Here is an 18,350-nt window from a genome sequence, read left to right as displayed (position 1 = left end):
TCCTTGGCAAAGTCACTGTCAGGCGTACAATCTAGGTATTGCATCTAAGTTACCCATGCGTGAAGCTTCTACTCCCTTACCTCACAAAATCATTGGTGTTGCCGTGATTTGGAATGACCAAGGACAAATTTTAATTGACCGCCGCCCTGCTCAAGGGTTATTGGGTGGATTATGGGAGTTTCCTGGCGGCAAAATTGAGCCGGATGAAACCGTGGCAGACTGTATTCAGCGGGAAATTCGGGAAGAATTGGGAATTGAGATCGAAGTAGGCGATCGCGTAATCACGGTCGATCATGCCTATAGCCATTTTCGCGTGACATTGATTGTCCATCACTGTCGTCATCTGTCGGGTGTCCCCCAAGCCTTGGAATGTGATGAAATCCGTTGGGTAACCCTAGAGGAAATTGACCAGTTTCCGTTTCCCAAGGCTAATATTCAGATTATTGCGGCATTGCGTCAAGAGGTTGAGAGGATGTAGATGTAACTGCTTGAAACTGGGGACTATAGCGGTTCTCTTTTGAGTGTACTACACCCCACACCCTGTCTTTTTTGCACTAGGGGCATTTTCCTTAGCTTTATAAAGCTTGTATGAAGTAAGTCTATAGGCTTACTCATTCAGTTGTATAATTTTTTCTTATAGTTTTTGGATTGATAGCTTGGATAAAGTCGCTGGGATCAGGAGAATGTGTCAAATTAGATGTCCTCTCAGTAAGGAAGTAAGTAAGCGTTGAGATTCTGAACGAGATGAAGCTATGTAAAGAAGTCAGGCACAATTGAATCGGAAGCGCTCAACTGTAAACCCGGTCGCCTGTGCTATCGCTTCGACCCTATCCATCACTGCTTATGCTCCCATCCCGTTCATCTTCAAACATATGTCCAGCGACTTCCTTGTGTTTAAGAGGTTTCCGCTCCCGCTAAGTCGGATTCATGTCTGAGCAATATTTAGCTAATCAGAATCCACTTTTGTTTCCCGTCAAAATAAGTAGTCGGACATCAATCAAGTGAATTTTATTAAGTTTTATAAAAATCTCCAATCGGTGCGCTTTCAGTGATCAAGTATTTTTACAAAGATTAATAAAGTATAGTTAAGTTTTATCCGAATGCTTAATAGCTATAGCTTATCCTACTCCACAAATTCCATGTCCTCTTCTTGCCTGCGTCGTTGAGCGCCGACATTAGGGGCATCTGAGTTTCCTCCAGCCAAGATTTAATATAATTTTCAATTATAAATCCAGAATATGAAGATTCAGTAAAGTCGGTCTTCAAGTCTAGAGAAATTCTAGTAATGCATGTTATTTATATGTGACAGGAGAATTTAATCGAGGTAAAGATTTGTATCTCCTAGAGAGAGTGTGAAGATTGTTTGCTCTCCATATTGCCACCGATAACTGTAAATTATTGATAAGTATCGACCGAAACAAGGAGCAAGAAATGTTTTTGATTAACCAAAAACCTCTGACGAGAGTAAAAAAACGCTCGACTAAGAAAAGTCGCTTTCATAAAAGGGCTGTATCTAGATCAAAAAAAAGTCCTCCTCAGATGAATGTCCTATTACTCGCCCCCCACCCCTTTTACCAAAACCGGGGTACACCCATTGCCGTGAACTTGGTTTTAAGGGTGTTGTCTGAACGAGGAGATCAGGTTGACATGGTGACTTATCCAGAAGGACGTGATATTGAGTATCCCAACGTAACCATACACCGGACGCCACGGCTACCTTTTGTTCGCAATATTAGACCGGGTTTCTCCTGGAAGAAATTAGTTTGTGATTTTTTCATGATTTTTAAAGTTATCGGTTTGATTTCCCGGAAGCGCTATGATTTGGTTCATGCCGGAGAGGAATCGGTCTTTATTGCCTTAATGTTGAATCTATTCTGCAAACTTCCCTATGTATATGACATGGACTCGTCCCTAGCGCAGCAGCTTATCGAAAAGTATCCAAAGTTAACATTGCTCAATTCATTTTTGAATTTTTGTGAACGAGTAGCGGTGCAAAAGGCGGCGGTTGTTGTGGCGGTTTGTCAGGCATTAGCGACTGATATTCAAGCCTACAAGCCCAAAAATGTGGTGGTTATCCCCGATATATCGTTATTGAACTGACTGAGATTCTGTAAAAAGGGTGGTGTATGCAAATGCAGAGTAATTTGAGAACTGAATTAGGAATCAACCATGTACTGCTTATGTATGTGGGCAATCTGGAAACGTATCAGGGGGTAGATCTCCTCTTGGAAAGTTTTGCCTTGACTTTAAAGAAAAATAAGTTGGCTGATTTAGTCGTTATCGGTGGCGAGGCGTCTGACATTCAGAAGTACAAGCAGCAGGCTAAACAGCTTGGCATTTTAGAAAACGTCCATTTTTTGGGACCCAAACCCGTTGATGATCTAGGGATATATCTAGCCCAGGCTGATATTGTCGTCTCACCTAGAGTCAAAGGGAAGAATACACCAATGAAACTCTATTCCTATCTACACAGCGGCAAAGCCTTACTAGCGACGGATTTACCCACTCACACCCAGGTGCTGAATAGCCAAATTTCCCTACTGGCAGCACCCAATTCCCAAGCTTTTTCCCAGGGAATGGTGCATCTGATTGATGATCCCGATTTACGACTCAAACTAGGTAGCAGCGGAAAACAATTTATTGAACGGAATCATACTTATAAAGTGTTTTGTCGAAAATTCAATCTTCTCTATGATTGGTTGTATGCAGGAGTAGTGGAGGGTGCAGCCGTAGCATTAAGCGTAGAAGCTTAGTTTAATCAAAATCAGGGTAAGGAGCATCATATTATGAAGAGAAACCTGCTCAATTTAACCAGAAACACATACGACTTACTGATCATTGGCGGTGGTATCTATGGTGCCTGCATCGCCTGGGAAGCCAGCTTGCGGGGTTTATCCGTGGCGTTGGTGGAGAAAGGGGATTTTGCCTCAGCCACCTCTGCTAACAGCTTAAAGACGATTCATGGGGGATTGCGATATCTGCAAAATGCTGATTTTCGGCGTATGCGGGAATCGATTCGGGAACGCAGAACCTTATTCCGGATTGCGCCTCACTTAATCCACCCACTCCCAGTTTTGATTCCCACCTATGGACATGGGATGAAGGGGAAAGAAGCCTTGAGTCTGGCACTGGCAGTGAATGATATGATTAGTTGCGATCGCAACCAACTCGATGATCCCCAAAAACATATTCCTAATGGTCGCGTCATTTCTGCCCAAGACTGTCAGCAGTTGCTTCCAGGGATTCCCGACGAAGGGTTAACCGGGGGCGCACTCTTCTATGATGCTCAAGTTTACAACTCAGAACGACTTCCCCTTTCATTTCTCCAGTCTGCGGCACAAGCGGGTGCAGATGTAGCCAACTACGTGGAAGGGGTTGGCTTTCTTCAAGAGGGTAATTGCGTCACAGGTATCAAAGCCAAAGACATTCTCACCGGGAATCACTTGGACATCCGTGCCAAAACCGTCATCAATACCAGTGGTCCCTGGATGAATCAAGTTCTGGGTTGGCTTCAGGGAGAGTCACCATCTGTTAATGTGCCTTTGGCTAAAGCGGTTAACCTCGTCACTCGTCCCCTATTCCAAACCTATGCTGTAGGAATTTCTAGCACTAATAGTAATAGTGACCCCAATGCCATAGTGAATAAAGGGAGTCGCTTCCTATTTATTGCCCCTTGGCGAGGCAAATCGATAATTGGTACATCCTATACAATTTGGGATGAGAAACCCGATGATTTACAGGTTACTACAGCAGATATTCAAGACTTACTGGATCAAATTAACCAGGCATACCCACCCGCCAATCTCAAACCCGAAGATGTTGATTTTGTCCATGGGGGACTATTGCCCAGAACCGGAGTAGATTCTCACACCGGAGAACCCCTACTGGAAAAACAGTATCACATCCACAATCATGCCCGTGAAGGATTGCCGGGACTCCTATCAATTATTGGTGTGAAGTATACCACCGCCAGAGATGTGGCTGAAAAGGCAGTAGACCAACTGTTTAAATCATGGGGACAACAACCGCCAAAATCGGTTTCTGACATTACCCCCATTTACGGTGGAGACATTGAACGGTTTGACACCTTTTTGCAAACGGCGCTGACGAATTCCCCTGATGGATTAACGGAGGAAACTATGCGCCGTCTGGTTTATAACTATGGGTCTGCCTATCCGGATATACTTAAGTCCCTAGAGGGCAATCTTCACCGACAACAAGCGCCAGTCGATGAGTTAGCGGTTCTCAAAGCCGAGGTGATTCACGCCGTCCGCGCAGAAATGGCGCAAACCCTAAGTGATGTGATATTTCGCCGCACAGAACTGGGTAGTGCTGGTGTTCCTGAACCTCACATTCTCAAGCATTGTGCTGAAACTATGGCAACAGAACTGGGCTGGAGTCTCACCCGAATTGAACAAGAAATACAAGCGGTGAAGGAGGTTAATCAGCATCGATTTCTAACCGTAGTATAAATTGTTGACAATCAAACGTCATCTCCTGTTTGACCTATGCCATCTCCCCTTGCCCACGCTGTTTCCGGATATGTCCTTGCCAAGTTTTTACCTTTGACTCAACCCAGAACCTCTAAGCGCAGGCGATGGGAAATCCTATGTTTGTATCCTGTTTTTGTCGCCACTGTTGCTGACCTAGATTTTATTCCTCAGATCATCACTGGAGAATCATTCCATCGCGGTTTAACCCACAGCCTAATTTTTACCCTTGGCTTTAGTCTGATTTTGGCGTTCATACTCCGTAAACGATGGCAGTTCTCTTACAAGCAACTGGCTTGGATAACGTTTATTCTCTATGGTTCTCATTTGGTTTTGGATTTTTTTACCGAGGGCAGAGGGATTCCGTTGCTGTACCCGTTTACGGAAAACTTTTTTGTATCTTCAATTACTCTTTTTCCGGGAGTTCATCACTCTCGGGGGTTGTGGCACTACAGTCACCTAATCTGGATTTGTTTTGAATTGGTTTATTCAGTTTTGCTAGTCTGGGGGGTAAGATGGTGGCGATTAGTCAAAGCCAATCCGAGAAGAAATATCTAATTCAACAAACAAATGAAATATCCAGATAAATCTCCATTTATTGTCTTGCTGCGACGCTTGGGTAAACTATTACCAGGAAATTATCTGAAAACAATGGTTTACTTAAATTTAGTTCACAAACCTCGTAAGATATTGCGTCGTCTTCTGAATAGTTTTTATCGAATGGATATAATTTACGAAGTTATTCAGGAGTTTAAAAATCAGTATAAGGGAAACTTTTCTATTCTTGAATTTGGCACAGCCGATGGTTATTCTTTTACGAAAATGCTGTATGCGACCAAGTATCTTGACATGGATAACCGAATCACCGTTCACACCTTTGATTCTTTTGAGGGAATGCCAGCTTCTGTTGATGCAAAAGACAAAGATGTCATTGCAGATGATGGATGGGTTGAGGGTCAATTTAAGGGAAGATATCAAGAACTTGAAGACTACTGTCGGAGTCACTATAAGAATTACCAAATTCACAAAGGCTATTTTCAAGATACTCTGACCGATGAAAATCTCAGTTTCTTGAAAAATAATTTACCTATTTTAGTTTGGATAGACTGTGATTACTACAGTTCAACTCGTACTGTTTTTGATAAATTGATTCCTTACTTGCCTAATGGTTGTGTGGTCTATTTCGATGACTACGATTTCAACTTCGGTTCGCGATTCACCGGCGAAGCCAGAATTGTCTATGAAATTAATCAAGGTGTGTTGGGTGAGGGAATAGAGTTAATTTTGGATCGAGAGCTATCATTAAATTCTAACCGTGTCTACCGTTTCATTCGCTTCGAGTCAGACCTGCATTTTGAGCGATTGTATAAACGGAATTTGGCGAGTCAATTGCGTCAACGAACCAATGATTCACCGATGCCATAAGGGTGGTTAACCAAGGAAACAGTGAAGGATTAGGAAATCAGTATGAAAAAGATATTAGAAAAAGAGTGGCCCCTGTTGCTATTTAATAAATCTGTACTGAAGCAGAGAAAATTCAAAGAAATTACTGCGTTGTTGGGAGAAACTACTGATTTGCACTGTCTGGACATTGGGTCTGATAATGGTGTAATTAGTTATCTGCTGCGCCAACGGGGTGGCATCTGGAAAAGCGCTGACCTGGATGAACATACGGTTAATTCCATCCGGGGATTGGTGAAAGACAACGTATTTCAAATTAATGGTCGTCATACCCCCTTTGCCGATAACGAATTTGACCGAGTGGCTATCATCGATTTTTTGGAACATATTCACACTGATGAAGAATTTGTTAAGGAATTATTCCGTATTATCAAACCTGGGGGAGAATTAATCATTAATGTGCCGCATATCAAAAACAGCCTGCTGCGAAAGTTTCGGCTGGCAATTGGGCAGACGGATGAAAAACATGGACATGTCAGACCAGGGTATACGGTGGATGACTTAGTATCCCTGTTGATGGGTCGGTTTAAAATCGTCAGTCACAGAACCTATTCCAAGTTTTTCTCGGAAGCCATTGACACCTTGATGACGTTGGCACTTGACTTACTCAAGCGGGGAGGTGCAAAATCTCAGAAGGGTCGAATTGTTACAGGACAAGACATGAAACGATACCAAAAAATGTTCAGTATGTACTCCTTGGTTTATCCGGTTGTTTGGTTATTTTCTAAGCTAGATGCCTTATTATTAGGAGCAAGTGGTTATATGCTGATTGTCAAAGCCAGAATTGATAAGACCTAGGATATAGTTGGCATAACCTTAGTTGTTCAGGGGCATGAAACAGTGGTTAAAACAAATAATTTTCCCGAAACAGCAGATATCGAAACATCCTCGGATGATTATGCATCCCGTTTTGCTGGGGAAATTGGTGCTTGGTTACTCAAGGTTCAAGAAGAAGCAACCTTGCAGATGCTAGCGGCTTATCCTAATGCCAAGATTTTAGATGTTGGCGGTGGGCATGGTCAACTGACGGAGGCGTTGATTCAGAACGGTTATCAAGTTACGGTTTTGGGAAGTGCAGAGAGTTGTCAAGCGCGAATCCAACATTTTGTGGACGCTAATCGTTGTAACTTTAAAGTGGGTAATATTTTGGACTTACCCTATCCGGATAACACGTTTGATATTGTGATTAGCTATCGGCTACTCCCGCACGTCAGTCAATGGAAACCCTTTCTGGCTGAGTTAGTCCGGGTGGCGGATAAAGCTGTGATTGTAGACTATCCAACAGTCAGAAGTGTGAACGCGATCGCACCCTACTTATTTAAGCTGAAGAAAGGCTTAGAAGGCAACACACGACCCTTTACCTGTTTCCAAGAATCAGAACTGCTGGATTACTTTCGGTCTCTAGGAGTCACTCCCATTGACCGTTATCCGCAATTTTTCCTGCCCATGGTACTACATCGGATGTTAAAATCTCCTCGAGTTTCATCGGCGTTAGAAAAATTATCCAGAGGGTTAGGATTAACCCATTGGTTTGGCTCTCCGGTTATTTTGCAGCTTAATAAAAATGAAAATGGAAGACTTCCCTTACAAACTTCCCCCTGATAGCCGTGCTTTAGTCACGGGGGCGACTGGATTTACGGGTTCACTCCTAGTACGAAAATTATTACAGCAAGGAGTCAGAGTTGTTGCCATTGCCCGCCATACCTCTAATCTCGATTCTTTTAAAGATATGGAGATTGAATGGATTCGAGGAGATGTTTTTGATGAAAACCTAATCAACCAAGCCATAAAAGGAGTGAATTATATTTTCCATCTAGTCACTCCATTTCGCGAGGCAAAGTCTCCAAATATTGGTTACTACAATGTTCATGTTTTAAGTACCCAACTCCTGGCAAAGGCTGCCTTAAAACAACCTGAGTTTAAACGATTCGTTCACGTCTCAACCATTGGCGTTCACGGTCACATTAAACAGCCACCAGCCGATGAAAATGCTCCCCTGCAGCCGGGAGATGTTTATCAGGAAACCAAATTAGAGGCGGAAATCTGGCTGAAAAATTATGCCGCTCAGGAGGAATTATCTGTAACCATTGTTCGACCCGCCGGGATTTACGGTTTTGGAGAGAAAAGGCTTTTAAAAATTTTTAACTGGGTTTATCGCCAGTGGGTACCCGTTATTGGGGAGGGCAATAATTTGTTGCACTTTATCCATGTCGATGACTTAACCAACTTTTTGATTTTAGCCGCAACCCATCCCAAATCTGACGGAGAAGTTTTTATCTGCGGGAGTCCAGAAGCTATATCATTTAAGAAAATGGTCTCAATTATTAGTGACTATTACGGGAATTCAGTGAAATTTATCAAGTTTCCGGCTGCTCCTATGTTTGCCTTAGGTTATTTCTTTGAAGTGATTTGCCGTCCTTTGGGTATAGAACCCCCTATTTATAGGCGGCGATTAGCCTTTTATACCAAAGACCGCTCGTTTAATACCAGTAAAATGAACAATTTATTGGGGTTTGTACCAGCGCATTCGGATGAAGAAGGACTCAAAGAACTAGCACAATGGTATCTTGAACAAGGATGGATTAAATAGAGCGGTATTGTTATAGTTAAAAGATGTTATTTCCAGGAAAAGACACTATGTCATCTATTCGATTGATCATTGTCAAGTTTCTTCAAAAAACAAAACTGAACAAATTAGCTCACAAAATTTATTACTCTTATTTTCACGGCTTTAATCCAGCAACTAGAGAAATTGTATCGGCTCTGGAAATTGCATTCAAAAAAGCTAGTGAATTAGGAACTACACAAAAGGGGGATTATTACGAATTTGGCATATTTAAAGGCTATGCTTTTTGGTATGCTCAAAAAATTGCTAATCAGCATAATTCAAATAAAATGAATTTTTGGGGGTTCGATTCTTTCCAGGGATTGCCACCAGTGAAAGAGAAAGACAAAACCAAGGAAGAAATATTTTATCAGGGTCAATATAGCTGCACAAAAGATAAGGTAATAGATAATTTGAATAATCAGGGAGTTGATTGGAACAGAACTTTTCTAATTGAAGGCTATTTTGAAGATTCACTAAAGGAAGAACTTAAACAAAAGCACTCGATGAATAAGGTTGCAGTAGCCTTAATTGATTGTGACCTTTATCATTCAACTGTAGAAGTGCTTAATTTTATCGAAAATCTAATCATGGAGAAAACTATTCTTATTTTTGACGATTGGAATTGTTTTGATAAAGACAATGAAAGAGGTCAACGAAAGGCGTTTCGAGAATTCCTGGATAAAAACCAAAATTTGTCAGCCGAAGAACTATTTCCCTATGGTTTATATGGTCAAGCCTTTATTATATCAAGCTGACACTTTAATTGTCTAAACAAAAGGAATCAGTATGGTAGCACCCAAAACAAGAAAGCTAGTCTCTAAAACTCCCTTAACGGAACAACTGAGTCAAACAGAATCTTCTGTATTAAAACGGTATCAGAATAAAGTTTTGGGAAATGATCGATTTTTCCCTTTATTAGAATATGAATTAATAACATCTTTGTTTGGTAATCTTTCCGGTGGTTTAGGGTATTTACTCCGCAAACGCTTTTATCCCCACCTTTTTCAGAGTGTGGGTAACGGGGTGATTTTAGGAAAAGGCATTATCTTGCGTCATCCTGGACGGATTACCCTGGGAAATCGCGTGGCTATTGATGATTACGGACTCTTAGATGCTAGTGGTGCAGGAGAGGAAGGGGTTTACCTAGCAGATGATGTGATTGTCTCCCGAAATTGCGTCATACAGGGTAAAACGGGTCCAGTGGTAATCGGCGCTAAAACCGATATTGGCTGTAATACTATTCTCGCCTCTACCACGGGAATTTATATTGGTCGTTCTGTGTTAATTGCTGGTAACTGTTACATCGGCGGTGGACGCTATCTATCAGACCGTTGCGATATTCCGATGATGGAACAGGGACTCTACTCAAAAGGACCCGTTGCGATCGCGGATGATGTCTGGTTAGGTGCTGGCGCTATTGTACTGGATGGCGTTTCCATTGGCAAAGGATGTATTGTTGGTGCAGGTGCTGTGGTGACCAAAGACCTTCCTAATTATGCGGTTGCGGTGGGAGTTCCGGCTAGAGTCATAAGTAACCGTAAAGAAACCAAAGATAAATAGGGTTCCTTTCGAGTAGTATTGATTCCAGCTTTTCGTCAATTTTAGGTTATTCAATTTATATACAATGTCCTTGTAAACTCTCTAAAAGGTTATCTAATGAATAACGATTCAAAATCAATCACTTGTTCAAACAATTCTGAACGTCCTATTTTTATTTTTGGGTGTCCACGTTCTGGAACATCTTTACTGAGCCAAATTCTCAATAGTCATCCGAGAATTGCCATACCATACGAATCCCATATCTATAATACTTTTTTTGCTTGGTTAAAATACTACGGGGATCTAGAGGTTGCTAAGAACCGAGAACGTTTGGTGGATGACATATTTAGTACAGATGTCTTCAATGACTGGTTCCCTGCCCCTAACCGTAATCATACCTTAAACTATATCCACAGATATGATTTTCATGGGGTTTTTGAGGCTATAATGTCGGCATGGGCTAACGATCAGGGAAAACAACGTTGGGGAGAAAAAACTCCTGCCCATCTTTTTTACTGGCGCGAAATACTTGATGGATTTCCTAATGTACAAATTATCCATATTGTTCGTGATGGGCGTGATTGTGCATTGTCTTGGAAAAAATCGCGTATGGGACCTAAACATATTTATCCTACAGCTCTAAAGTGGGTAAAACATTTGGAAACTATTGATGAGTTGAAAACTGTTTTAAAACCAGACTCATTTCTTGAAATTAAATACGAAGAATTAGTATCTAATACAGAGTTTACTGTAAGAAAAATTTGTGATTTTTTAGAGGAAAAATATACTCCCGAAATGCTCAATTATTATAAAGACGAAGTTCCTTATAAAACTGACAAGCAAAATCTTCAAAATCTAGCTCGTCCTATTATTGCAAATAACGCCGAAAAATGGCGAACAAAAATGACAAACCGACAACTTCAAATTTTTGAAGCGATCGCAGGTTCTACATTACGCAAATATGGCTATGCTACAGAATTAGAATCTCCTACTATTTCAACCTTAGAACAATTTAAATATCAGTATATTGAGCATCCACCTTTGAAATTGTGGGCAATGCTAAAAAATACAAAAGGTCAAATTGATGGTTTAATACAATTGAAAATTTATCTAAAAATTAGATTTGGGCTATAAGCTTTGGAATACTGAACTTAGTTTTTACTTCTATATAACCCTTTGTTTATTAATCATTTATAGGCAAGGCTTAGGATAAATTTTGACCACCGCAATTTCGGTAAGCCTAAATTAGTAAAATTTCATCAATGTCAACCTATGTAATCGGTTTTAAGAAGCGATCGCGGCGCATCAACACCACTATCGCGGCAATACTGGGAACCATTAAGCCCAACCCAACAATTGGTGTCAATCCATACAGAATCAGAGATGGAATTGCCGTTATTAGCAAACTAATGACAGCAATAATGCCAAGGCATTTGCTGATATGCTGATACTCCATGCGGTTCATTAGGTATAGACCAATAAAACACAACATGAGTTCACTCAATAAAGTTGCGATGGCTGCACCAACACCTCCTAGATAAGGAATAAGAATAAAATTGGAAATCACATTAGTCATTGTTGCTCCAAACATAAGATTAGGCAGTTGCTTTTCTCGCCCGGTAGCTTGAAGTAACTTTTGCACTAAGGTGCCAAACATTTTGAAACTCAAGCTAGGTAGCAGGATAGCCAGAGGTTTGACAGCAGGAGCAAAGGCTTCGCCATAAATGACTTGTACTAATATAGTTTGCGTAAAACCTGCTACAACAATCACAGGCAACGCTACTCCTAAAAGCAGGCGCGTACACTTATAAATCTGCTCGGGGAGTTTTTCAGGTTCGTTGGCATAATATCGAGCAAATCGAGTGAAGGCAACATAGAAAATAACTTGTGGCAACTCAGTAAAAATTTCCAGTATCCGGTACGCTGCACTGTAGAACCCCGCTTCCCCGGTAGGAGCTAATCCCTTGAGCATAACCACATCAATCTGATAGTAAAGAATCCACAGAACTCCAGATAGCGCAAATGGGTAAGCTGTCCGAACAGATTGCCAAAGTCCATTCAGGCTTAGAGGTAACCAGATCGAAGTTTTCCGACTCAGGTAAACCAGCAACCCCACAATATCCAGGAAACGGACAAGAACAAACGTTCCGACTACCCATACTAAATTTTTCGATAGAAACAGAACGACACATGAAAGCAGCACAGCGAAAAATCGCTCTATGGCTACGGAAACCGTTTCGCTTCTAAACCATCCCATCCCTTTCAGAACACCGCGTAGCGTCATTTTCACGCTACGACAAAGTTCTGCAAAGATGACTAAGTAGCAGACAATTAAACCCTCACCTTCGTAACCTAATAAACGAGCGAGGGGAAAGAGAAGGATAAGAACGAGCAGAAAGCTCAATCCCTCAACAATCAGAAACTGACCTGTCGATTTTGAACCTTCGACTGGGTTAGCTGCTACCTCACGAGTCAGTAGTGCAGGAAACCCAAACTGGATGAGCAGAGAAAGGATAGCTCCCAAAGCAACAGCAGCAGCGAAAATCTCATATCGCTCCGGTCCGAGAACACGAGCGAGAATGATATAGAAGGCAAACGTCAGAGCGAGAGTTGCTTCTCCGATTAAAACGTAGAGATAGGACAGATCCAAACGACTAAGTAAATTTCTCACAGTCAGTTAAAGTGATTTAGATTACATCCCTGAAAGCAGGGAGAGATGTGTACTGAAAGTTACAACACCGGGATTGTTGGAGATGCTATGATTAATAATACACTGCTCCAGAGAATAATATTTAGATCGCCTATCTGCGACGGTAAAACTTAACTTTACTGAATCTTTACAAATCATGAGTGATATTCGCCTAATCTTAAAAAAATAATTAAATTAAAAGCAAAAATATAATTTTTTGTTATCATTGATTCTCAATTAATATTTATGGTATTGTTTTCACTCAATTAAGCGGATTAAGGAATTGATGAATACACAGATAAGGGTATAACTATTTCATTCACGGCTAACTACGATCGCCGAAGGGTTAAGGTGGATTTTTGTTGATTTACCATGAAAATAAAAACACCAGCTACAGCAAAAATTGCATTCCCAGCAGACTGGATAAGACAATGGAGTCCCATTGGCTTAATTTTGCTGCTAACCACAGCATTATATCTTTATAAATTAGGAACAGAAAGCTTGTGGATTGATGAACTCTACAGCGTTCATGATGCCAAGCAAATAGAATTAAACCACTCACTCATACACAAAATCGCCACAATACGCCCCCTCTATTACATTCTGCTAAAAATCTGGATGCTATTTGGCACCAACGATGCTTGGTTGCGGGGATTAGCTGTCATTTTTGGCTTGGGTAGTGTCTTTCTAGTCTACCGGCTCGGTCGTCGTGTTGCTGGAGAGACAACGGGTCTCATTTCTGCCCTTCTCTTAGCGCTTTCGCCGCTATTCATCAACTTTTCTCAAATGGTACGAATGTACTCGCTAGGCACTTGTTTGGCTCTAGGAGGCAGTCTGGCTCTAGCCCATGCCCTTGAGAAACCTACTGCTTCTGCAATGGGGTGGTGGGCAAGTACACGTATTTTAATGTTTCTAACAACACCGCTTAATGGCACCCTACTGCTTCCAGATGTTCTGTTATTTGGGTTGAAGTTTCGCAAACAACGCCGTGTTTTATTAGCCTTCAGCAAGTGGCTGTTACTTGTCATTGTGTTCTGTCTTCCCTCTGCATTTAGTCTCGTTTCTGGAACAACGTCAGCCGTGGGTGGGTGGTTGTCTGAACCTCAACAGGCAGGTTTGGTAGAGATTATCCGCAAGTTGAACCATTTTTCGGCTTTTCCTTTCCCTTCCACCTCAAAGCTGATGAGCCTGTTTTACAAGACATATACCTTAATGTTGGCAGGTTTGCTCGCGATCGCACTGTTCAAAAAACACCGTTCAGCACGCCTTCTATGGGTTGCAGCGTGGGCGTTTTTGCCTTCAGCGATGCTATACTTGGTTTCCCAAAGATTATGGGTTGACCGTTACATCCTGTTTGTTGCCCCTTATGTACTTATTCTCTTAGCCGCAGGCTTCCTCCGAGTCTGGCGTTTGCAGCGTATCCTAGCGATTGGTGTGGCAATAGTTTATGCGATCGCGGTCAGTGGTGGATTGGTGCGCTACTATACTGTGCAAGACCGCCAAGATTGGCAAGGCATAATGCAGACGATTAGCATCAATGAAAAACCAGGTGACGTTATCGTTTTATCGGGGGGTTCTGCTTCGGAAAAAGCACCTTCAGCACTGAGGCATTACTATCAAGGTTCAGCCCCCATCAAGCGTCAACCAGAACTTTGCCCTACGACCAAAATCAAGCCGTCAACTGTAGAGAATGCGCTGCGTAGCTTATCACCTTTTCCCTCTCGCCTCTGGCTAGTCTGCGGAGATTTTGACCAAAAGGCGTTTCAAAGGGTTTTCGGAGAGACATTCGACTTGCAAACCTGGCATCAATTTGCCAATTGGAACTTTTACCGAGAAAACGATTACCTGAACCTTATTCTAGTAACACCAAAAATCGGTAATTTGGTAGCCCCACCTATTCATAGCGCGGCGAAAAAGTGACGGCATGAAAATAATTCATTGAGCATTTACAAAAGCAACGACCTGGTCATGTTTTCTCTGTCGCATTGGCAATGGAAAATCCAATGGGTTTGCCATCAATTTGGACAATCCATGCACGACAATCCGTTTGCAGCATTTCCGCAACGGTTTCTGGGGTAATCCCTAATTGAGCAATCTCTTCACGGGATTGATAATTTTCAACCACACTGGTTCTAATCTCAAAGAGGGTTTCAATATCGGCAAGTTCTGCTGGGCGGATATTCATAAGCTGTTGTGCCTTTAAACTACCGATTAAAATTGAGAGAAAGGGAACAGATAACCGGAAAAACCACACTCAAAACTCAGCACGATTGTCCCGACAGACAGGTGAACATAAACTCAATCCGTAATGTAATGGTGTAGACAGCATCATCTCCTCACGTCCTGCTAAAGTAAACTTAGTCGCATCTATTCAGTTTTGTCTCGAAGACGATTCATGGTCAATCGTTTAACCAGTCGCCCACTTCTTATTGTCGGTTTACTTGTCGTCTTTATTGCGCTTGCGCCCATTGTCGTGCTGTTCACCCAACCCCCCACTTATCTCACCCCAGCGCAACTGCTGACTGATCCGTTTCTACAATTGCCCACTGACACCTCGGTGCGCGTCGTCTGGTTTACAGAATTTGCTGGAACCCGTCATAGTGTAGCTTATGGAAAAGGACTGAAAAGGGTGGCGATCGCGAATACCACCCAACTGACTCGTACCCGGGAAGACCAAAAATCCCGTGTTGGTGAGCAAACCGAAGATGCTCAAGTTTACCAGAAACCGACGCCAAGGGATATCTGGCGACATGAAGCCGAGGTAACGGGACTCACTCCGGGTGAACGAGTTCCCTATCAAGTAACCAGCGTGCGGAATGATGGACAAATCATCAAGAGTAACCCATTTACCTTAGCCGCCGCACCTCCCCCTGATACCCCCTTAAAAATTCTGCTCACCTCGGATCACCAACTCATGCCCATGACAGCCGCCAATTTACAAAAGGTAGCAGAAACTGTGGGTAAGGTGGATGCCATTTTTCTGGCTGGAGACTTAGTAAATATTCCCGATCGCGCCTCAGAATGGTTTGATGATAATCGCGGCGGTGCTTTCTTTCCCGCCCTTCAAGGTCAGGCTGATTATCAACTAGAAAAGAATAATATCACCACCCGCTACACTGGAGGTGAGTTAATTCAACATGCGCCCTTATTTCCCGCCACAGGAAATCACGAGGTCATGGGACGATTTTCTACAGATAGCGGATTAAATGACCAATTCAATGACCCAATTCCTCGCCAAGTTGCCACCAAAATTTATCACCAAAAATCCGCTCAGTTAAACTCGAATAACCCTCTCATCTGGATCAAAGAGCATTCCTTTAATACCGACACCTACAAGGAAATTTTTACGCTACCGGGAAACGAGAACTATTACGCCATAACCTTTGGCGATATTCGTCTAATTTCCCTGTATATTACCAACATCTGGAGAACGCCCAGCCTCAAACCCAATGCCAAAGGACGATATCGGGAACGAGAAGCAGATTTAAATGATCCCACGGCTTGGGGATATGGACAGCATATTTTTGAACCGATTAAACGGGGCAGTCCTCAGTATAACTGGCTCAAAGCAGAACTCAACAGTCCAGAGTTCCAACAAGCCAACTATAAAATCGTCATGTTTCATCATCCCCCCCATTCCTTAGGCGACAATATTGTCCCACCTTATACTGACCCCGTACAAATTATTGAACGGGATGGGAATGGAACGATTACGGCGGTGCGTTATGATTATCCTCCCCAAGCCGATTATATTCTGCGGGATGTGATCCCCTTACTCGAAACCGCAGGCGTACAACTGGTTTTATATGGACATTCCCATCTTTGGAATCGCTTCGTGAATCCTCAGGGAATCCATTTTCTGGAATCATCAAATGTGGGGAACACCTATGGGGCTTACCTAGGCGAAAAACAGCGTAAAGTGCCAGAGGGTAAAGACTACGCGGCGACAGGAGATCCCAATGGATTAGAACCAATTCTGCCAACAATTGCACCCTTACGCGGGGAGAATAACCAACCCTTACCGTATATTTCCAGTAACGATATCACCGTATTTAGCATCTTAGACACCAGCACAGGAATCGTCAGCAGTTATCGCTTTGATACCAGGAAACCCGACTCAGACATAATCAAGTTTGATGAATTTCCAATCGCCCCGGTTCGTAGTAAGGGCTTTAGCCTAACCAAGTCAGTAATCCCATCATTATCGTTAAATTATCCCTAAAGAACGTGTTTGCCACTCATAGGTGGGTGGACACAATTAAAGTTAACGGTTGAGATTAGAGAACAGGGAACAGTAAGGGTTTGAGGGTGATTTACTTGCACTCAATACAGTACCGTTTTCTTTTGTCCGACTACTTAAAGCCAGGTTGGGTTTGTTTGGTTTTGAAACTTCTTTAATGCGGTTAGTGAAATAGAGGCTATCTAAATCGAGTAAAATAGTCTGAGTTGTCCTGTTTGAGGGAAAATAAGGATGTGGTACATAAAATTAGTTGAGAGGCGGTAGACAACCTATGGCATTTACCGACTTCAAATCCCTGGCTCAAGTTCAACAAGAATACAAGATTAAGTATTCAGAGGAAACCTTTATTACATATATTGACTTGAAGCCTTCAGATGATTTCCGTAACGAATTTGAATTTAACCTAGAAAATATAGATGTTTTCACATCTGGAGCCTCTCGCTGTGAGAATGTTATTTATCCAATCTTAAGAGAAGTCTATAAAAGCTTTGTTGATCAATACACACTCTGGAGTCATAAACCCATTACTTATGACCATAAACTCACAGGCACACCTGATTATTTAATATCAACAAAATCAGAACTCGGGAAAACCATACTGGGTTTACCGCTTGTCGTCGTTGTTGAAGCCAAGCAGAATAACTTTATTGAAGGGTGGGGGCAATGTCTTGCGGAGTTAATTGCCGCACAGAAAATGAACCAGAATGAAACACAACCTGTCTATGGCATTGTTACCGATGGAGAATTATGGCAACTGGGGCGGCTTGTGGGGGATGTTTTTACGAAAGAGAAAACCCGAATAGCGATTACAGATTTAGATAAATTATTTGGCGTGATCGCGTTTTTGCTAGTTGCATTGAAACAGTAGGGGCGCACGGCGTGCGCCCTGGCATTTTCAACGGCGTGCGCCCTGGCATTTTCAACGGCGTGCGCCCTGGCATTTTCAACGGCGTGCGCCCTGGCATTTTCAACGGCGTGCGCCCTGGCATTTTCAACGGCGTGCGCCCTGGCACTGGATTGACACAGCTAAAATTGTGGATTAGATATGCCGATTTTAGGGGCGCATGCCATGCGCCCCTACGGTTTCGGGGCGTAAGATTAATTCATCAAATAAGCTGTTGTCATCGCCGCCAGCACCGATATTGAGATCATCTCCCAGTAGCCAATCATTACCATTACCACCGTTGAGGACATCCACACCCTTGTAAATTTAGATCACCGACAATATGAGCGCACCGCAACAATATGGGCGCATGCCATGCGCCCCTACAGATGGATGATACAGATGGATGATACAGATGGATGAACGGATGGATGGACGGA

At 42.5% G+C, this 18,350-nt stretch carries 17 protein-coding genes and 1 pseudogene; 15 read left to right on the top strand and 3 right to left on the bottom strand.

Translation table 11 applies throughout. The features are described 5' to 3' along the window. The 12 genes from mutT to RIE73_RS01530 all read left to right on the top strand — a co-directional run. Positions 1–478: 8-oxo-dGTP diphosphatase MutT (gene mutT / locus RIE73_RS01585; protein ID WP_446399509.1), on the top strand; the 478-nt coding region annotated here is incomplete at its 5' end. A gap of 1,061 nt (positions 479–1,539) precedes the next feature. Beyond that, positions 1,540–2,100, top strand: a complete 561-nt coding sequence (locus RIE73_RS01580) for a glycosyltransferase family 4 protein (RefSeq protein WP_446399508.1) — start codon at positions 1,540–1,542, stop codon at positions 2,098–2,100. Positions 2,101–2,132: 32 nt separating this feature from the next. Beyond that, the gene (locus RIE73_RS01575) at positions 2,133–2,753 is read left to right on the top strand and encodes a glycosyltransferase family 4 protein (RefSeq protein ID WP_446399507.1); all 621 of its coding nucleotides are present in this window, start codon (positions 2,133–2,135) and stop codon (positions 2,751–2,753) included. Between the two features lie 33 nt (positions 2,754–2,786). Further along, entirely contained in the window at positions 2,787–4,472 is a 1,686-nt protein-coding gene (locus tag RIE73_RS01570; RefSeq protein WP_446399506.1) for an FAD-dependent oxidoreductase, read from the top strand. A 36-nt stretch (positions 4,473–4,508) separates the two neighbouring features. Next, positions 4,509–5,048 carry a metal-dependent hydrolase gene (locus RIE73_RS01565; protein ID WP_446399505.1) on the top strand — a complete coding sequence of 180 codons (540 nt, stop codon included), beginning with the start codon at positions 4,509–4,511 and terminating at the stop codon, positions 5,046–5,048. 12 nt (positions 5,049–5,060) lie between these two features. Then, complete coding sequence (locus RIE73_RS01560) at positions 5,061–5,915, top strand: TylF/MycF/NovP-related O-methyltransferase (protein WP_446399504.1); 855 nt, start codon at positions 5,061–5,063, stop codon at positions 5,913–5,915. Between the two features lie 42 nt (positions 5,916–5,957). Beyond that, positions 5,958–6,749 (top strand): methyltransferase domain-containing protein, encoded by a 792-nt coding sequence (locus RIE73_RS01555; protein WP_446399503.1) that lies wholly within the window; start codon positions 5,958–5,960, stop codon positions 6,747–6,749. 42 nt (positions 6,750–6,791) lie between these two features. Then, the gene (locus RIE73_RS01550) at positions 6,792–7,553 is read left to right on the top strand and encodes a class I SAM-dependent methyltransferase (protein WP_446399502.1); all 762 of its coding nucleotides are present in this window, start codon (positions 6,792–6,794) and stop codon (positions 7,551–7,553) included. Beyond that, complete coding sequence (locus tag RIE73_RS01545) at positions 7,522–8,541, top strand: NAD-dependent epimerase/dehydratase family protein (protein ID WP_446399501.1); 1,020 nt, start codon at positions 7,522–7,524, stop codon at positions 8,539–8,541. Before RIE73_RS01550 ends, RIE73_RS01545 begins: the two co-directional genes overlap by 32 nt. A 47-nt stretch (positions 8,542–8,588) precedes the next feature. Next, complete coding sequence (locus tag RIE73_RS01540) at positions 8,589–9,314, top strand: TylF/MycF/NovP-related O-methyltransferase (RefSeq protein WP_446399500.1); 726 nt, start codon at positions 8,589–8,591, stop codon at positions 9,312–9,314. 31 nt (positions 9,315–9,345) lie between these two features. Beyond that, positions 9,346–10,119, top strand: a complete 774-nt coding sequence (locus RIE73_RS01535) for an acyltransferase (protein ID WP_446399499.1) — start codon at positions 9,346–9,348, stop codon at positions 10,117–10,119. A 96-nt stretch (positions 10,120–10,215) separates the two neighbouring features. After that, entirely contained in the window at positions 10,216–11,232 is a 1,017-nt protein-coding gene (locus RIE73_RS01530) for a sulfotransferase family protein (protein ID WP_446399498.1), read from the top strand. Positions 11,233–11,368: 136 nt separating this feature from the next. Here RIE73_RS01530 and RIE73_RS01525 read toward each other — a convergent pair whose 3' ends face one another. After that, on the bottom strand, positions 11,369–12,769 hold the full coding sequence (locus tag RIE73_RS01525) for a flippase (RefSeq protein ID WP_446399497.1): 1,401 nt from the start codon (positions 12,767–12,769) through the stop codon (positions 11,369–11,371). Between the two features lie 390 nt (positions 12,770–13,159). On the opposite strand from RIE73_RS01525, the gene RIE73_RS01520 reads away from it, so the two are divergent. Further along, on the top strand, positions 13,160–14,707 hold the full coding sequence (locus RIE73_RS01520) for a glycosyltransferase family 39 protein (RefSeq protein ID WP_446399496.1): 1,548 nt from the start codon (positions 13,160–13,162) through the stop codon (positions 14,705–14,707). 49 nt (positions 14,708–14,756) lie between these two features. Here the strand turns inward: RIE73_RS01520 and RIE73_RS01515 are convergent. Continuing rightward, positions 14,757–14,972, bottom strand: a pseudogene (locus tag RIE73_RS01515) (GNAT family N-acetyltransferase); the annotation flags it as partial. 210 nt (positions 14,973–15,182) lie between these two features. Between RIE73_RS01515 and RIE73_RS01510 the strand changes: the two are divergent. Together RIE73_RS01510 and RIE73_RS01505 are read left to right on the top strand one after the other, a co-directional pair. After that, positions 15,183–17,009 carry a metallophosphoesterase gene (locus RIE73_RS01510; RefSeq protein WP_446399495.1) on the top strand — a complete coding sequence of 609 codons (1,827 nt, stop codon included), beginning with the start codon at positions 15,183–15,185 and terminating at the stop codon, positions 17,007–17,009. A gap of 289 nt (positions 17,010–17,298) precedes the next feature. After that, on the top strand, positions 17,299–17,895 hold the full coding sequence (locus tag RIE73_RS01505; protein ID WP_446399494.1) for a hypothetical protein: 597 nt from the start codon (positions 17,299–17,301) through the stop codon (positions 17,893–17,895). Between the two features lie 186 nt (positions 17,896–18,081). Here RIE73_RS01505 and RIE73_RS01500 read toward each other — a convergent pair whose 3' ends face one another. Then, positions 18,082–18,225 (bottom strand): hypothetical protein, encoded by a 144-nt coding sequence (locus RIE73_RS01500; protein WP_446399493.1) that lies wholly within the window; start codon positions 18,223–18,225, stop codon positions 18,082–18,084. Positions 18,226–18,350: the final 125 nt, after the last annotated feature.

The sequence above is a fragment of the Coleofasciculus sp. C1-SOL-03 genome, from assembly GCF_040220555.1.
In the GTDB taxonomy this organism is placed as follows: Bacteria; Cyanobacteriota; Cyanobacteriia; order Cyanobacteriales; family Coleofasciculaceae; genus Coleofasciculus.
Note: the sequence above shows the minus strand (reverse complement) of the source record. Positions and strands in the feature narration are given on the sequence as shown.

What these genes read in the sequence shown, in the direction of transcription:
- RIE73_RS01580 (WP_446399508.1), top strand. Translation starts at nt 1,540, where the DNA reads ATGAATGTCCTATTACTCGCCCCCCACCCCTTTTACCAAAACCGGGGT.
- RIE73_RS01575 (WP_446399507.1), top strand. Translation starts at nt 2,133, where the DNA reads ATGCAGAGTAATTTGAGAACTGAATTAGGAATCAACCATGTACTGCTT.
- RIE73_RS01570 (WP_446399506.1), top strand. Translation starts at nt 2,787, where the DNA reads ATGAAGAGAAACCTGCTCAATTTAACCAGAAACACATACGACTTACTG.
- RIE73_RS01565 (WP_446399505.1), top strand. Translation starts at nt 4,509, where the DNA reads ATGCCATCTCCCCTTGCCCACGCTGTTTCCGGATATGTCCTTGCCAAG.
- RIE73_RS01560 (WP_446399504.1), top strand. Translation starts at nt 5,061, where the DNA reads ATGAAATATCCAGATAAATCTCCATTTATTGTCTTGCTGCGACGCTTG.
- RIE73_RS01555 (WP_446399503.1), top strand. Translation starts at nt 5,958, where the DNA reads ATGAAAAAGATATTAGAAAAAGAGTGGCCCCTGTTGCTATTTAATAAA.
- RIE73_RS01545 (WP_446399501.1), top strand. Translation starts at nt 7,522, where the DNA reads ATGGAAGACTTCCCTTACAAACTTCCCCCTGATAGCCGTGCTTTAGTC.
- RIE73_RS01540 (WP_446399500.1), top strand. Translation starts at nt 8,589, where the DNA reads ATGTCATCTATTCGATTGATCATTGTCAAGTTTCTTCAAAAAACAAAA.
- RIE73_RS01535 (WP_446399499.1), top strand. Translation starts at nt 9,346, where the DNA reads ATGGTAGCACCCAAAACAAGAAAGCTAGTCTCTAAAACTCCCTTAACG.
- RIE73_RS01530 (WP_446399498.1), top strand. Translation starts at nt 10,216, where the DNA reads ATGAATAACGATTCAAAATCAATCACTTGTTCAAACAATTCTGAACGT.
- RIE73_RS01520 (WP_446399496.1), top strand. Translation starts at nt 13,160, where the DNA reads ATGAAAATAAAAACACCAGCTACAGCAAAAATTGCATTCCCAGCAGAC.
- RIE73_RS01510 (WP_446399495.1), top strand. Translation starts at nt 15,183, where the DNA reads ATGGTCAATCGTTTAACCAGTCGCCCACTTCTTATTGTCGGTTTACTT.
- RIE73_RS01505 (WP_446399494.1), top strand. Translation starts at nt 17,299, where the DNA reads ATGGCATTTACCGACTTCAAATCCCTGGCTCAAGTTCAACAAGAATAC.